This is a genomic window from Pseudomonas sp. NEEL19 (assembly GCF_028751975.1).
In the GTDB taxonomy this organism is placed as follows: domain Bacteria; phylum Pseudomonadota; class Gammaproteobacteria; order Pseudomonadales; family Pseudomonadaceae; genus Aquipseudomonas; species Aquipseudomonas juntendi.
In genome coordinates this window covers 5,127,674-5,140,991 of the sequence record NZ_CP081491.1, presented here as the reverse complement: position 1 = coordinate 5,140,991, position 13,318 = coordinate 5,127,674, and the positions used below count along the sequence as shown (strand labels likewise).

14 protein-coding genes and 1 other RNA gene are annotated in these 13,318 nt (G+C 62.2%); 8 read left to right on the top strand and 7 right to left on the bottom strand.

What is annotated here, in order from left to right:
• Positions 1-47: 47 nt before the first annotated feature.
• Complete coding sequence (gene ppk1 / locus K4A76_RS22825; RefSeq protein WP_029886227.1) at positions 48-2,297, top strand: polyphosphate kinase 1; 2,250 nt, start codon at positions 48-50, stop codon at positions 2,295-2,297.
• Here the strand turns inward: ppk1 and ppx are convergent.
• A complete protein-coding gene (gene ppx, locus K4A76_RS22820; protein ID WP_274411204.1) occupies positions 2,284-3,786 on the bottom strand; it encodes an exopolyphosphatase in 1,503 nt (500 codons plus the stop codon). The genes ppk1 and ppx overlap by 14 nt on opposite strands.
• A 242-nt stretch (positions 3,787-4,028) precedes the next feature.
• Between ppx and trxA the strand changes: the two genes are divergently transcribed.
• The 5 genes from trxA to K4A76_RS22795 all read left to right on the top strand — a co-directional run bounded on the left by trxA (position 4,029) and on the right by K4A76_RS22795 (position 9,380).
• Positions 4,029-4,358 carry a thioredoxin TrxA gene (gene trxA, locus K4A76_RS22815; protein ID WP_009684153.1) on the top strand — a complete coding sequence of 110 codons (330 nt, stop codon included), beginning with the start codon at positions 4,029-4,031 and terminating at the stop codon, positions 4,356-4,358.
• A 226-nt stretch (positions 4,359-4,584) separates the two neighbouring features.
• The gene (gene rho / locus K4A76_RS22810; RefSeq protein ID WP_029886229.1) at positions 4,585-5,844 is read left to right on the top strand and encodes a transcription termination factor Rho; all 1,260 of its coding nucleotides are present in this window, start codon (positions 4,585-4,587) and stop codon (positions 5,842-5,844) included.
• Between the two features lie 205 nt (positions 5,845-6,049).
• Entirely contained in the window at positions 6,050-7,516 is a 1,467-nt protein-coding gene (gene ubiD / locus K4A76_RS22805) for a 4-hydroxy-3-polyprenylbenzoate decarboxylase (RefSeq protein WP_274411203.1), read from the top strand.
• The gene (locus tag K4A76_RS22800; RefSeq protein WP_274411202.1) at positions 7,516-8,484 is read left to right on the top strand and encodes a CDP-6-deoxy-delta-3,4-glucoseen reductase; all 969 of its coding nucleotides are present in this window, start codon (positions 7,516-7,518) and stop codon (positions 8,482-8,484) included. The genes ubiD and K4A76_RS22800 overlap by 1 nt, the downstream gene beginning before the upstream one ends.
• A gap of 245 nt (positions 8,485-8,729) precedes the next feature.
• Positions 8,730-9,380: a gamma-glutamylcyclotransferase gene (locus K4A76_RS22795; RefSeq protein ID WP_212623319.1), complete on the top strand. Its 651-nt coding sequence runs from the start codon at positions 8,730-8,732 to the stop codon at positions 9,378-9,380.
• A gap of 119 nt (positions 9,381-9,499) precedes the next feature.
• Here the strand turns inward: K4A76_RS22795 and K4A76_RS22790 are convergent, their stop codons facing one another.
• Positions 9,500-10,477 (bottom strand): NADPH:quinone oxidoreductase family protein, encoded by a 978-nt coding sequence (locus K4A76_RS22790; RefSeq protein ID WP_274411200.1) that lies wholly within the window; start codon positions 10,475-10,477, stop codon positions 9,500-9,502.
• A gap of 169 nt (positions 10,478-10,646) precedes the next feature.
• Here K4A76_RS22790 and K4A76_RS22785 point away from each other — a divergent pair, with 169 nt between their 5' ends.
• Positions 10,647-11,051, top strand: a complete 405-nt coding sequence (locus tag K4A76_RS22785) for a flagellar basal body-associated protein FliL (RefSeq protein ID WP_009684146.1) — start codon at positions 10,647-10,649, stop codon at positions 11,049-11,051.
• A 22-nt stretch (positions 11,052-11,073) separates the two neighbouring features.
• On the opposite strand, the gene K4A76_RS22780 is transcribed toward K4A76_RS22785, so the two are convergent.
• The gene (locus tag K4A76_RS22780) at positions 11,074-11,523 is read right to left on the bottom strand and encodes an EVE domain-containing protein (protein ID WP_009684145.1); all 450 of its coding nucleotides are present in this window, start codon (positions 11,521-11,523) and stop codon (positions 11,074-11,076) included.
• Positions 11,524-11,702: 179 nt separating this feature from the next.
• Between K4A76_RS22780 and K4A76_RS22775 the strand changes: the two genes are divergently transcribed.
• On the top strand, positions 11,703-11,855 hold the full coding sequence (locus K4A76_RS22775; protein ID WP_009684144.1) for a hypothetical protein: 153 nt from the start codon (positions 11,703-11,705) through the stop codon (positions 11,853-11,855).
• Between the two features lie 19 nt (positions 11,856-11,874).
• Here K4A76_RS22775 and K4A76_RS22770 read toward each other — a convergent pair whose 3' ends face one another.
• From K4A76_RS22770 to K4A76_RS22755, 4 genes are all read right to left on the bottom strand, one after another.
• Positions 11,875-12,483, bottom strand: coding sequence for a 5-formyltetrahydrofolate cyclo-ligase (locus tag K4A76_RS22770; RefSeq protein ID WP_009684143.1), 609 nt, complete (start codon positions 12,481-12,483; stop codon positions 11,875-11,877).
• Between the two features lie 80 nt (positions 12,484-12,563).
• Positions 12,564-12,743: non-coding RNA, 6S RNA (ssrS, locus tag K4A76_RS22765), on the bottom strand.
• 17 nt (positions 12,744-12,760) lie between these two features.
• Positions 12,761-13,081, bottom strand: a complete 321-nt coding sequence (locus K4A76_RS22760; protein ID WP_161892972.1) for a cell division protein ZapA — start codon at positions 13,079-13,081, stop codon at positions 12,761-12,763.
• Entirely contained in the window at positions 13,078-13,260 is a 183-nt protein-coding gene (locus tag K4A76_RS22755; RefSeq protein ID WP_029886233.1) for a TIGR02449 family protein, read from the bottom strand. Before K4A76_RS22755 ends, K4A76_RS22760 begins: the two co-directional genes overlap by 4 nt.
• Between the last annotated feature and the right edge of the window lie 58 nt (positions 13,261-13,318).

The window sequence follows — 13,318 nt, the reverse complement described above, 5'->3', positions numbered from 1 at the left end:
TTGCCGCTCAATTGATGATAGGGCGTTAACGTCCTCAGGAACGTCAGATGAATAATGAAGTGCTTAGCCCTGTCGCGATCAAGGATGCCCAGGAGCTCCCCGAAGAGATGCTGCAGACCCCGCCAGACCTGCCGCCGGCCACCGCGCCGGAAGCCGGGCAGGCGGCCGAGCCTGCCGCCCCGGTGCCTGCGCCGCCGCCGGCCCCGGCAATCGTGGTGCCTGGCCTGGACGACAGCAGCCTGTACATTCATCGCGAACTCTCGCAGTTGCAGTTCAATATTCGTGTGCTGGAGCAGGCGCTGGACGAGAGCTACCCACTGCTGGAGCGGCTCAAGTTCCTGCTGATCTTCTCCAGCAACCTTGACGAGTTCTTTGAAATCCGGGTGGCCGGCCTCAAGAAGCAGATCAATTTTGCCCGCGAACTGGCCGGCGCCGACGGTCTGCAGCCGCACCAGGCGCTGGCGCGCATCAGCGAGCTGGTGCACCTGGAAGTCGACCGGCAATACGCCATTCTCAACGACGTGCTGCTGCCGGAGCTGGAAAAACACCAGATCCGCTTCATTCGCCGCCGTTACTGGACACCCAAGCTCAAGACCTGGGTACGCCGCTACTTCCGCGACGAAATCGCCCCGATCATCACCCCCATCGGCCTCGACCCGACCCACCCGTTCCCGCTGCTGGTGAACAAGAGCCTGAACTTCATCGTCGAGCTGGAAGGGGTGGACGCGTTCGGCCGTGATTCGGGCCTGGCGATCATCCCTGCCCCACGCCTGCTGCCGCGGGTGATTCGCGTGCCGGAGGAAGTCGGTGGCCCGGGTGCCAACTACGTATTCCTGTCGTCGATGATCCACGCGCATGCCGACGACCTGTTCCAGGGCATGAAGGTCAAGGGTTGCTACCAGTTCCGCCTGACCCGTAACGCCGACCTGGCACTGGACTCCGAAGAGGTTGACGACCTGGCCCGCGCCTTGCGCGGCGAGCTGTTCTCGCGCCGCTACGGCGATGCCGTGCGCCTGGAGGTCGCCGACACGTGCCCGAAACACCTGTCGGACTACCTGCTCAAGCAGTTCAGCCTCAGCGAAAGCGAGCTGTACCAGGTCAATGGCCCGGTCAACCTAACGCGCCTGTTCAGCATCACCGGCCTGGACAGCCACCCGGAGCTGCAATACACGCCGTTCACGCCGGCGATCCCCAAGCTGCTGCAGAACGCCGACAACATCTTCAGCGTGATCGGCAAGCAGGACATCCTGCTGATGCACCCATTCGAGTCCTTCACCCCGGTGATCGACCTGCTGCGCCAGGCCGCCAAGGACCCGCACGTGCTCGCCGTGCGCCAGACCCTTTACCGCTCCGGGGCCAACTCGGAAATCGTCGATGCCCTGGTGGATGCAGCGCGAAACGGCAAGGAGGTCACCGCGGTGATCGAACTGCGTGCGCGTTTCGATGAAGAGTCCAACCTGCAGATGGCCAGCCGCCTGCAAGCGGCGGGTGCGGTGGTGATCTACGGCGTGGTCGGTTTCAAGACCCACGCCAAGATGATGCTGATCCTGCGCCGCGAGCACGGCGAGATCGTGCGCTACGCCCACCTGGGTACCGGCAACTACCACGCCGGTAACGCTCGCCTGTACACCGACTACAGCCTGCTGACCTCAGACGACGCCCTCACCGAGGACGTTGGCAAGCTATTCAGCCAGCTGATCGGCATGGGCAAGACCCTGCGCATGAAAAAGCTGCTGCACGCGCCGTTTACCCTGAAGAAGGGCATGCTCGACATGATCGCGCGGGAAACCCAGTTCGCCCTCGACGGCAAGCCGGCGCACATCATCGCCAAGTTCAACTCGCTGACCGACGCCAAGGTGATCAAGGCGCTGTACAAGGCCAGCCAGTCTGGCGTGAAGATCGACCTGGTGGTGCGTGGCATGTGCTGCCTGCGCCCAGGCATTCCGGGGGTTTCGCACAATATCCAGGTTCGCTCGATCATCGGTCGCTTCCTGGAGCACACGCGGGTGTTCTACTTCCTCAATGGCGGCGAAGAGCAGATCTACCTGTCCAGCGCCGACTGGATGGAGCGCAACCTCGACAAGCGGGTCGAGACCTGCTTCCCGGTCGAAGGCAAGAAGCTGTTGCTGCGGGTGAAGAAAGAGCTGGAAGGCTACCTGACCGACAACACCCATGCCTGGACCTTGCAGCCCGACGGGCGCTACGTGCGTAGCACCCCAACCGGCAACCAGAACCCGCGCAGCGTTCAGGCGACCCTGCTGGAGCGCCTGAGCAACCCGGTCCTCAACGTACGCTGAGGACGAAGCCGACCCGGGTCAGCCACTCCGCCTCGTTGGCGAAGTCGGCCTGGGTCAGCTGGTTCTGTTCCAGCCAGCCTTCAGGGAAGGCGATGTCGAGGCTTTCCCCGGCAGCCTTGAGCTGGACCTTCGGCATCTGCTGGTTGCCACGGATGTGGTGGAACAGGATGGCGAAGCGCAGCAGCACGCATAGGCGCAGCAGTTTCACGCCTTCCTCGCCCAGTTCGGCAAACTTGTCCTTGGGAATGTTGCGGCGGTGGCCCCGTACCAGCAAGGCCATCATCTGCTGGTCTTCGCGCGAGAAGCCCGCCAGGTCGGAGTGTTCGATCAGGTAGGCCCCATGCTTGTGATAGTGGTAGTGGGCGATATCCAGGCCGATTTCATGCACTTTGGCTGCCCAGCCGAGCAGATCGCGCCAATTTCCATCCTTCAACCCCCAGGCGTCCGCGACCTGGTCGAAGGCGTGCAAAGCCTTGCGCTCGACGCGCGCTGCCTGGCCCTGGTCGACGTGGTAACGCTCCATCAGTGAGTTCAGGGTGCGTTCGCGCACATCTTCATGGTGGTGGCGGCCCAGCAGGTCGAACAGCACGCCTTCGCGCAGCGCGCCGTCGCAATGGTCCATGCGCTGCAGTTCCAGGGCATCGAAGATCGCCTCCAGAATCGCCAGGCCGGCGGGGAAGATGGTGCGCCGGTCCGGCTTGATGCCTTCGAAGTCGATCTTGTCGACGTCGCCCAGCTTGAACAGCTTGCGCTTGACCCAGGCCAGGCCCTCGGCGTTGACCTCGCCGTTGCCCTGGCCGCCGTCCTTGATGGCGGCAGCGATGGCACGGATGGTTCCGGACGAGCCGATGGCCTCGTCCCAGGTCAGGCGGTGTAGGGCGTTTTCGATGCTCATCAGCTCCAGGCGTGCGGCGGTGTAGGCCTGGGCGTAGCGGGCCGGGGTGATCTTGCCGTCGCGGAAGTAGCGCTGGGTGAAGCTGACGCACCCCATTTGCAGGCTTTCGCGCAGCAGCGGCTCGAAGCGCTGGCCAATGATGAACTCGGTGCTGCCGCCGCCGATGTCGGCGACCAGGCGTTTGCCGGGGGTGTCAGCCAAGGTGTGGGACACACCCAGGTAGATCAGGCGCGCCTCTTCGCGGCCGGAGATGACCTCGACCGGGTGCCCGAGGATGGCTTCGGCACGCTGGATGAATTCGTTGCGGTTGCGCGCTTCGCGCAGGGCATTGGTACCGACGATGCGTACCGAGCCAGCCGGCATGCCGTGGATCAGTTGGGAAAAGCGCTTGAGGCAGTCCAGGCCCCGCTCCATCGCCTCTTCACTGAGCTTGCGCTCTTCGTCGATGCCGGCGGCAAGCTGAACCTTCTCGCCGAGCCGCTCGAGGATGCGGATTTCGGTATGGTGGGCCTTGGCCACGACCATGTGAAAGCTGTTGGAGCCAAGGTCGATGGCGGCGATCAGAGACAGGTTCTTCGCGATGTTGTGCGGCATGCTGTGTGTTCTCGGTCGTTAACCTGGCAATCGTGCCACGATAGCAGGCTGTCGCCAACGCGTGACATGCCAGGCCTTGATGCAAGGCAATGTGCCATTCGATGCTATGACACGCAGATGACAGTTTCGATTCGTGGCGTCTTGCCCAACTATAGTTACACTCAATCGACCGCAGCTTCCTGTCGAGCGTGGGTGCGGCTATCATGGGCCACGTTTTTTTGCTTACGACCCTGGAGATATCCATGAGCAGCGATCTGATCAAACATGTCACCGATGCCACCTTCGAAGCCGAAGTCCTGCAGGCTCAAGGCCCGGTGCTGGTCGACTACTGGGCTGAATGGTGCGGCCCGTGCAAGATGATCGCGCCGGTACTGGACGACATCGCCTCCACCTACGAGGGCAAGCTGACCGTCGCCAAGCTGAACATCGACGATAACCAGGAAACCCCGGCCAAGCATGGCGTGCGTGGCATCCCGACGCTGATGCTGTTCAAGAACGGCAACGTCGAAGCCACCAAGGTGGGCGCGCTGTCCAAATCCCAGCTGGCCGCGTTCCTCGACGCCCACCTGTGATGTGAAAAGGCCCCGCGAATGCGGGGCTTTTCTTTTTCAGAGCACTAGACGCAGAAAAAAGCAAGTGTTACATTCGGCCTCGCACTGCTTCTCCAGTGCCCTCTACATGCCGTCGCCGAAGCATCCCCAATTCGAATCAGTACGCGATCCTGTCGCCATCTAGCGGCGCGGCTTCATTAAGCCAAAGCTTAATTCTCCCTTCTTACATGATTACGTCATTCCCCTTATGAACCTGACTGAACTCAAGCAAAAGCCGATTACCGATCTTTTGGAAATGGCCGAACAGATGGGCATCGAAAACATGGCCCGTTCGCGCAAACAGGACGTGATTTTCGCCCTGCTGAAAAAGCACGCGAAAAGCGGCGAAGAGATCTCCGGTGATGGCGTGCTGGAGATTCTCCAGGATGGTTTCGGTTTTCTGCGTTCGGCTGATGCGTCCTACCTGGCCGGCCCTGACGATATCTACGTCTCGCCCAGCCAGATCCGCCGTTTCAACCTGCGCACCGGCGACACCATCGTCGGCAAGATCCGCCCACCGAAAGAAGGGGAGCGTTACTTCGCGCTGCTGAAGGTCGACACCATCAACTTCGACCGCCCGGAAAACGCCAAGAACAAGATCCTGTTCGAAAACCTGACGCCGCTGTTCCCGAACAAGCGCCTGAAGATGGAAGCCGGCAACGGTTCCACCGAGGACTTGACCGGCCGCGTCATCGACCTGTGCGCCCCGATCGGCAAGGGCCAGCGTGGCCTGATCGTTGCTCCGCCGAAAGCGGGCAAGACGATCATGCTGCAGAACATCGCGGCGAACATCACCCGTAACAACCCCGAGTGCCACCTGATCGTTCTGCTGATCGACGAGCGCCCGGAAGAAGTGACCGAAATGCAGCGTACCGTGCGCGGCGAAGTGGTTGCCTCTACCTTCGACGAGCCGCCAGCGCGCCACGTGCAGGTTGCCGAAATGGTGATCGAGAAGGCCAAGCGCCTGGTCGAGCACAAGAAAGATGTGGTGATCCTGCTGGACTCCATCACCCGCCTGGCGCGTGCCTACAACACCGTGATCCCGAGCTCTGGCAAGGTACTGACCGGTGGTGTCGACGCCCACGCCCTGGAAAAGCCGAAGCGCTTCTTCGGTGCGGCTCGTAACATCGAGGAAGGCGGTTCGCTGACCATCATCGCCACCGCGCTGGTCGAAACCGGCTCGAAGATGGACGAAGTGATCTACGAAGAGTTCAAGGGCACCGGCAACATGGAGCTGCCGCTGGACCGCCGCATCGCCGAGAAGCGCGTGTTCCCGGCCATCAACATCAACCGCTCCGGTACCCGCCGCGAAGAGTTGCTGACCGCCGACGACGAATTGCAGCGCATGTGGATCCTGCGCAAGCTGCTGCACCCGATGGATGAAATCGCCGCCATCGAATTCCTGGTCGACAAGCTCAAGCAGACCAAGACCAACGACGAGTTCTTCCTGTCGATGAAGCGCAAGTAAGCGTTTCCAGACCGGAACTGAATGGGGCCGCTTCGCGCCCCTTCGCGGGCACGCCCGCTCCCACAAGGATCACACTGAGCCTGTGGCAGCGGGCGTGCCGGCGAAGGGGCGCGAAGCGGCCCCACTGCATTTTTGCCCCCAAACAAATCCCGAACGGCGCTACACTCTGCACCCCCGACCGATACGGCCAATACGAGGCTCCCGCATGCAGTATCGCGACTTGCGCGACTTCATCCGTGGCCTGGAACAGCGCGGCGAGCTCAAGCGCATCCAGGTTCCGATCTCCCCCGTCCTGGAAATGACCGAGGTCTGCGACCGCACCCTGCGTGCCAAAGGCCCGGCGTTATTGTTCGAAAACCCCACAGGCTTCGACATCCCGGTGCTCGGCAACCTGTTTGGCACCCCAGAGCGCGTGGCCATGGGCATGGGCGCCGAGTCGGTCGATGAACTGCGAGAAATCGGCAAATTGCTGGCGTTTCTCAAGGAGCCCGAGCCGCCGAAGGGCCTGAAGGACGCCTGGTCGAAGCTGCCGATCTTCAAGAAAGTCGTGTCGATGGCGCCGAAAGTGGTCAAGGACGCGGTCTGCCAGGAAGTGCTGATCGAGGGTGACGACGTCGACCTTGGCGCGCTGCCTATCCAGCACTGCTGGCCTGGCGACGTGGCGCCGCTGATCACCTGGGGCCTTACCGTGACCCGCGGGCCGAACAAGGATCGCCAGAACCTGGGTATCTACCGGCAGCAGGTGATCGGCCGCAACAAGGTCATCATGCGTTGGCTCAGCCACCGGGGCGGTGCGCTCGACTACCGCGAATGGTGCGAGAAGAACCCGGGCCAGCCGTTCCCGGTTGCGGTCGCCCTGGGCGCAGACCCGGCAACCATTCTGGGCGCCGTGACGCCGGTACCGGACACACTCTCCGAATATGCCTTCGCCGGCCTGCTGCGCGGCAACCGCACCGAACTGGTGAAGTGCCGTGGCAGTAACCTGCAGGTGCCGGCCACCGCCGAAATCATCCTGGAAGGCGTGATTCACCCTGGCGAAATGGCCCCCGAGGGCCCGTATGGTGACCATACCGGCTACTACAACGAAGTGGACAGCTTCCCGGTGTTCACCGTCGAGCGCATCACCCACCGGCTCAAGCCGATCTACCACAGCACCTACACCGGTCGCCCGCCTGATGAGCCGGCCATTCTCGGTGTCGCGCTGAATGAAGTGTTCGTGCCGATCCTGCAAAAGCAGTTCCCGGAGATCACCGACTTCTACCTGCCGCCGGAAGGATGCTCGTACCGCATGGCGGTGGTGACCATGAAGAAGCAGTACCCCGGCCATGCGAAGCGCGTGATGTTGGGTGTATGGTCGTTCCTGCGACAGTTCATGTACACCAAGTTCGTTATTGTCACCGATGACGATATCAACGCCCGGGACTGGAACGATGTGATCTGGGCGATCACCACACGCATGGACCCCAAGCGTGATACGGTGATGATCGACAACACCCCGATCGACTACCTCGACTTCGCGTCGCCGGTTTCGGGGTTGGGGTCGAAGATGGGCCTGGATGCCACGCACAAGTGGCCAGGCGAGACTACACGCGAATGGGGGCGGGTCATCGTCAAGGACGAAGCCGTCACCCGGCGTATCGATGAGCTGTGGGATCAGTTGGGAATAGATTGATGCAGGTAACGTTGCAGCCGTCCGGGGCGGTGCTGGCGCTCGAACCCGGGGAACGGATCCTGGATGGAGCGCGGCGGCTGGGCTATGACTGCCCGAACAGCTGCCGCAATGGCAATTGCCATGTCTGCGCCGCGTTGTTGGTCGAGGGCCGGGTCCGTCAGGACGGCGAAATCCGCGACCATGGCGAGTTGTTCACCTGCATTGCCGAACCGCTGGAGGACTGCGTGTTGCTCTGGGACGGTGTGCTCGCCCTGGGCGAGTTGCCTGTGCGCAAGCTGGCGTGCAGCGTGAGTGAATGCGTTGACGTCGGTGGCGACGTGTGGCGGGTGCGCTTGCGTGCACCGGCGGGAAAACCCCCGCGTTACCACGCCGGGCAGTACCTGATGATCGAGCGTGAGGGCGGCAAGCAGGCGGCCTTCTCGCTGGCGTCTGCGCCGCACGGCGGGCGTGAACTGGAGCTGCACGTACTGGCGCGCGAGCCCAGTGCCCAGCAACTGATAGAGCAGCTCAAGCGCAACGGCCTGGCGCGTATCGAAATGCCGTTTGGCGACACCCACCTGGCCGAGTTGCCCGAGGGCCCGTTGGTATTGATTGCCGCCGGCACCGGCATGGGCCAGATGCACAGCCTGGTCGAGCATTGCCGCGCCAAGGGTTTCCAGTACCCGGTGCACCTGTACTGGGGGGTGCGTCGGCCTGAAGATTTTTACCAGATCGAGCACTGGGACGAATGGCAGCGCCTGCCCAACCTGTACCTGCACCAGGTGGTCAGCGATCTGTGCGGCTGGGAAGGGCGGTGCGGTATGTTGCATGAAGCCGTTTGCGAGGACATCGCCGACCTCAATACTGTGCATGTGTATGCCAGTGGCTCGCCAAACATGATCTACGCCACACTCGACGCCTTGGTCGAAGCCGGTATGGATGCGCACCGTATGCGTGCCGATGTATTTGCCTATGCCCCACGTGGCTAATAACCCAAGTTGGCAAGTCAGGTTATAAGGCGGTAATTGTTACCGCCTTGATTAATAACTTTCCCTGTTGTTGAAACAATCATTTCCAGTCGTCGGCTGCGCGCATGAAACCTGGCTACGAGGGCTTGAGTATTCCTGCGGTTCTGACCTATGGTTAGTGCAAGCGCCTTGGTATAGAGGCCTTGGCGCTTAACCTCATAGAATTTCGCTACATCCGTAGTTCACAGGAATCCTGGCGGCAGCTTATGTCGGCACTTGAAAGCATGTCGTGGAAAGTTTCATATCCACCGACACTCGACTTTGGTCAGCAACATACGCACGAACAGTTGTTCAACTCCATGAAGACCACCATGTCTCGGCACCCGGGTGGGCCGGTGTGGCTGTTTGCCTATGGCTCGTTGATCTGGCGCCCCGAGTGCAATTCGGTGGAGCGCCAGCGCGCACGCGTACATGGTTATCACCGGGGGCTCTACTTGTGGTCGCATGAGCATCGCGGCACCCCGGAAACCCCCGGGCTGGTATTCGGCCTGGACCGTGGCGGGTCCTGCAGTGGCTTTGCCTACCGGCTGGATGAAAGCAACCTGGACGACTCGCTCATGGCCCTGTGGCAACGTGAGATGCCTTACCCGGCCTATCGGCCGCATTGGCTCAACTGCCGGCTGGGCGATGGCACCAAGGTGCAGGCGCTGGGCTTTGTGCTGGAGCGGCATTTACCCTGCTATGCCGGTGATCTGCCGGATACCTTGCTCAGCCATATCCTGGCCAGCGCCAAAGGGCGCTACGGCACCACCCGCGACTATGTCGAACAGACCTTGCAGGCCCTGCGCAGCCACCAGATGCCTGATCGCAACCTGGAGGCGCGGTTCCGCCGTTGCCATAACCTGCGAGAGGTTTGATCAGGCTGTGCCGGCTTTTTCGCGGGCACGCCCGCTCCCACAGGAATCCATGCTTTTTGGATCTGTGGGAGCGGGCGCGCCCGCGAAGAGGCCGGAACGGCAGATGAAGATCTAAAGCCTTACCTGGCCAGCACCACCAACTTACCCACAGCCTGCCGCTGCCCCAGTTTCTCAATGGCAGCCCCGGCCTTGGCCAGTGGATAAGTCTGCGACACCAGCGGCCTCAACTTGCCTTGGGCATGCCAGGCAAACAGCTGCTGGAAGTTGGCCGCATTGTCCTGCGGCTGGCGCTGGGCAAACGCACCCCAGAACACCCCAAGCACCGCCGCGCCTTTGAGCAGCACCAGGTTGGCTGCCAGCTGTGGAATGGTGCCACTGGCGAACCCCACCACCAGCAACCGGCCATTCCAGGCCAGCCCGCGTACCGCCTGCTCGAACAGCTCGCCACCGACCGGGTCGTAGATCACGTCCACCCCCTGGCCGTTGGTCAGGCGCTTGATTTCCTCGCGCAGGCTGGCCTGGCTGTAGTCGATCAGTTCATCTGCCCCGGCTGCCTTGGCCACCGCCAGTTTGCCGGCACTGCTGGCGGCCGCGATTACCCGTGCGCCTATGGCCTTGCCGATCTCCACCGCTGCCAGGCCGACGCCACCGGACGCGCCCAGCACCAACAAGGTCTCACCCGCTTGCAATTGGCCACGCTGGCGCAGGGCATGCATCGAGGTGCCATAGGTCATGCCAAACGCCGCTGCCGTGGTGAAGTCCATGCTCGCCGGGATCGGCAGCACGTTGTAGAACGGCACTGCCACCTGCTCGGCAAACGCCCCCCAGCCGGTCAGCGCCATGACCCGGTCACCGACCTTGAAGGCGCCGGCCTTTTCCCCGACCGCGGCTACCACACCGGCCGCCTCACCACCGGGGGAGAACGGCAGCGGTGGCTGAAACTGGTACTTGCCTTCGATGATCAGCGTGTCAGGAAAGTTGACCCCGGCAGCCTGCACGTCCAGCAGGATTTCGTTGTTCTTCGGCAGTGGGCTGGCGACTTCTTCCAGCACCAGGTTGCCCGCCGGGCCAAGGGTTTTGCACAACACAGCTTTCATTGGGGCTATTCCTTTGCGGGTCGTGGCCGATAAGTGTAGGAGGGCGGTGTACCGGGTCAACGAGCATGGCCCGCCCTGATGGGCAGGCATAAGCGGCGGCGTGAGCCTGGGCTTGGGTTTGCGCGCAGTGCTGGGTAAGCTGGCGCCAATTGGAATGAGGAGCGAATTCGTGAAAGCGTGGATCTTGATGGTACTGGCGCTCTTGCTGCCAACTGCGGCCATGGCCGAAGAAGCCAAGGAGGGTGCCCCCAAGGTTGCCTACATCACCCTGAGCCCGCCCTTTGTCGGCAACTATGCCCTGGATGGCGGCCCCCGCCTGCGGGTGTACAAGGCCGATGTGGCCCTGCGTGTGACCGGTGATGAAGCCGCCAAGGCCGTTCAGCACCACGAACCGCTGATCCGTAACCAGCTGGTGGCGCTGTTCACCCAACAGACTGTCGACAGCATGAGCAATGTCGAGGCCAAGGAGCACCTGCGCCAGGAGGCACTGAAACAGGTGCAGCAGGTGATGGAAGCCGAAGAGGGCAAGCCGATCGTTGAGGACCTGCTGTTCAACAACCTGATCGTGCAGTAAACGGCGCCGCTGGCGCGCGGTTTCAGCGCAACGCGACAATCACCGCCCATTGCTCGGCGGTTACCGGCATGACCGACAGGCGGCTGCCCTTCTGCACCAGCGGCAGTTCGGCCAGGCCGGCCTGCTGCTTCAGCTGGCCCAGCTCCAGTACCCGTGGCAGGGTTTGCACATGCGCCACATCCACTGCGCTCCATGGGTTCTTCTCGGCTGTGGCCTTGGCATCATGGTAAGGGCTTTGCGGGTCCAGGGCAGTCGGGTCGGGGTAAGCCGCACGAATGATTTCGCCAATACCGGCGATGCCAGGCTGCGGGCAGCTGGAATGGTAGAAAAAGAACCTGTCACCCTCGCTCATGGCCCGCAGGAAATTACGCGCCTGGTAATTGCGCACGCCGTCCCAGCGCGCTTCGCCCAGGCGCCCCAGTGCTTCGATGGAGAGTTCGTCGGGCTCGGATTTCATCAGCCAGTAGGCCATGCGTGTCGCTCCTGAAAAGGTTTGTAATAACCTGTTGCACGAAACCGACAGCCGGTTGGCGTCAAGGTTTGCTTGCAGACGCAGGTTGTCGGAAAATGCGCCCCGTTTAATGCGCGATGCTCCGGCGGCACTCAGAAAGCCGCCGAGCCTGAACAGTTTGCCTTGGGGGGCAATCTTCCATGTATCAACGTAAAAAACCGGATCTGCTGTGGGTCCTGGTGTTTATTTTTGGCCTGGGTGTGGTCACTACCGGTTATGCGCAAGGGCTATGGGAGCGCAAGCTGGACAACGCCTACCAAACGTCGGCAGACGCCAGCCAGCCACAACGTTGATGCCCCCTGCTGGCGCCGATTACCGCGGCGCCAGGTACCAGCCACGGTCCGAGACCGTGCCCTGCAACGGTACGTCCCAACTGGCCTGCGCCAGCCGCTCGACCTTCTGGCACTCATGCGCCAAGCCCAGCAGCAACGGTTTTTTCCAGCTTTGCCGGCGCCCCTGGTAGGCCAGGCTGCGGTCATAGAAGCCGCCACCCATGCCCAGGCGGCCGCCCACCTCATCAAAGCCCACCAGCGGTAACAGAATCAGGTCCAGTGCCCAGATGGGCCGCTGGCGTTTGCGCTCGATAACCGGTTCGGGGATACGGAAACGGTTGGGTCGCAGTTTTTCCCCTGGCTCGAAACGCTGGAACACCATGCGCGTGCGCGGCCAGGCATGCAGTACCGGCAGGTAGGTGCGCTTGCCGCGGCGCTGGGCTTCACGCAATAACAGGCGCGGGTCTATTTCGCCGTCGTTGGGCAGGTACAGGGCAATGTGCCTGGCGCGGCGGAACAGGGGGTGTTGGGCCAATTGCCGATACAGCCCACGGGCCGCCTGGCGTTGCTGGGCGGGGGTGAGGGCGCGACGGGCATTGCGCAGCAAACGGCGAAGCTGAGGGCGGGTAAGCGGCGCGGTGTCGGTCATGGCACAGGCGATCCCAGGGGTGCTGGCCGCCAGACGCGGCACAAACGAATTGCCCGCCACAGGGGGCGGGCAAGGAATTCAGGCTCCCCGATAAGACCGCTATCGGTGTAGCCCTTGAACCCGAAAGTTCAAGGTGGAGATTGCAGGGGGCGTTAAGGCTTTCCGTCGGGCGGACATGCACACCGGCCCCAGCGTGCAACCCCCGTGGTTGTGCGTATCGGCTCAGGGACATAACCGACTGGCGCATCCCCCAGGGAGTGGCGCCAGTATACCAATCTCAGCCGATTTTGGTATCCGTGTCGTCGGACAAAGCCTTGTCTACCCGATCCAGCAGGTCGCGCACCTGTTCGCGGTTGGTGCCGCTGACGGGCGCCGCGCTGCGGTCGTCCTGGCGGTGCAGCATCTCGTGGGTGATGTTCAACGCGGCCATGACGGCAATGCGGTCGGCGCCGATCACCTTGCCGCTGCTGCGGATCTCGCGCATCTTGCTGTCCAGGTAGCGGGCTGCGCTGACCAGGTTGTTGCGCTCTTCCGGCGGGCAGATGATCGAGTAGTCCTTGTCGAGGATCTGCACGGTGACGCTATTGCTTGAACTCATGAGTCTTGCTCCAGAGCCTTGAGGCGTAAAATCATCGACTCGACCTTGCGCTTGGCTATCTCGTTTTTTTCGATGAGGTGGGCGCGCTCTTCGCGCCAGGACTTTTCCTGAGCTACTAGGAGTGCATTTTGCCGTTTTAGTTGCTCGACACGTTCGATCAGCAGCTCGAAACGGCTCATCAGTGCCTGCAGGTCGTTCTCTTGCGTGGGTTGCACTCGATTCGCTCCGTCGTTCGGT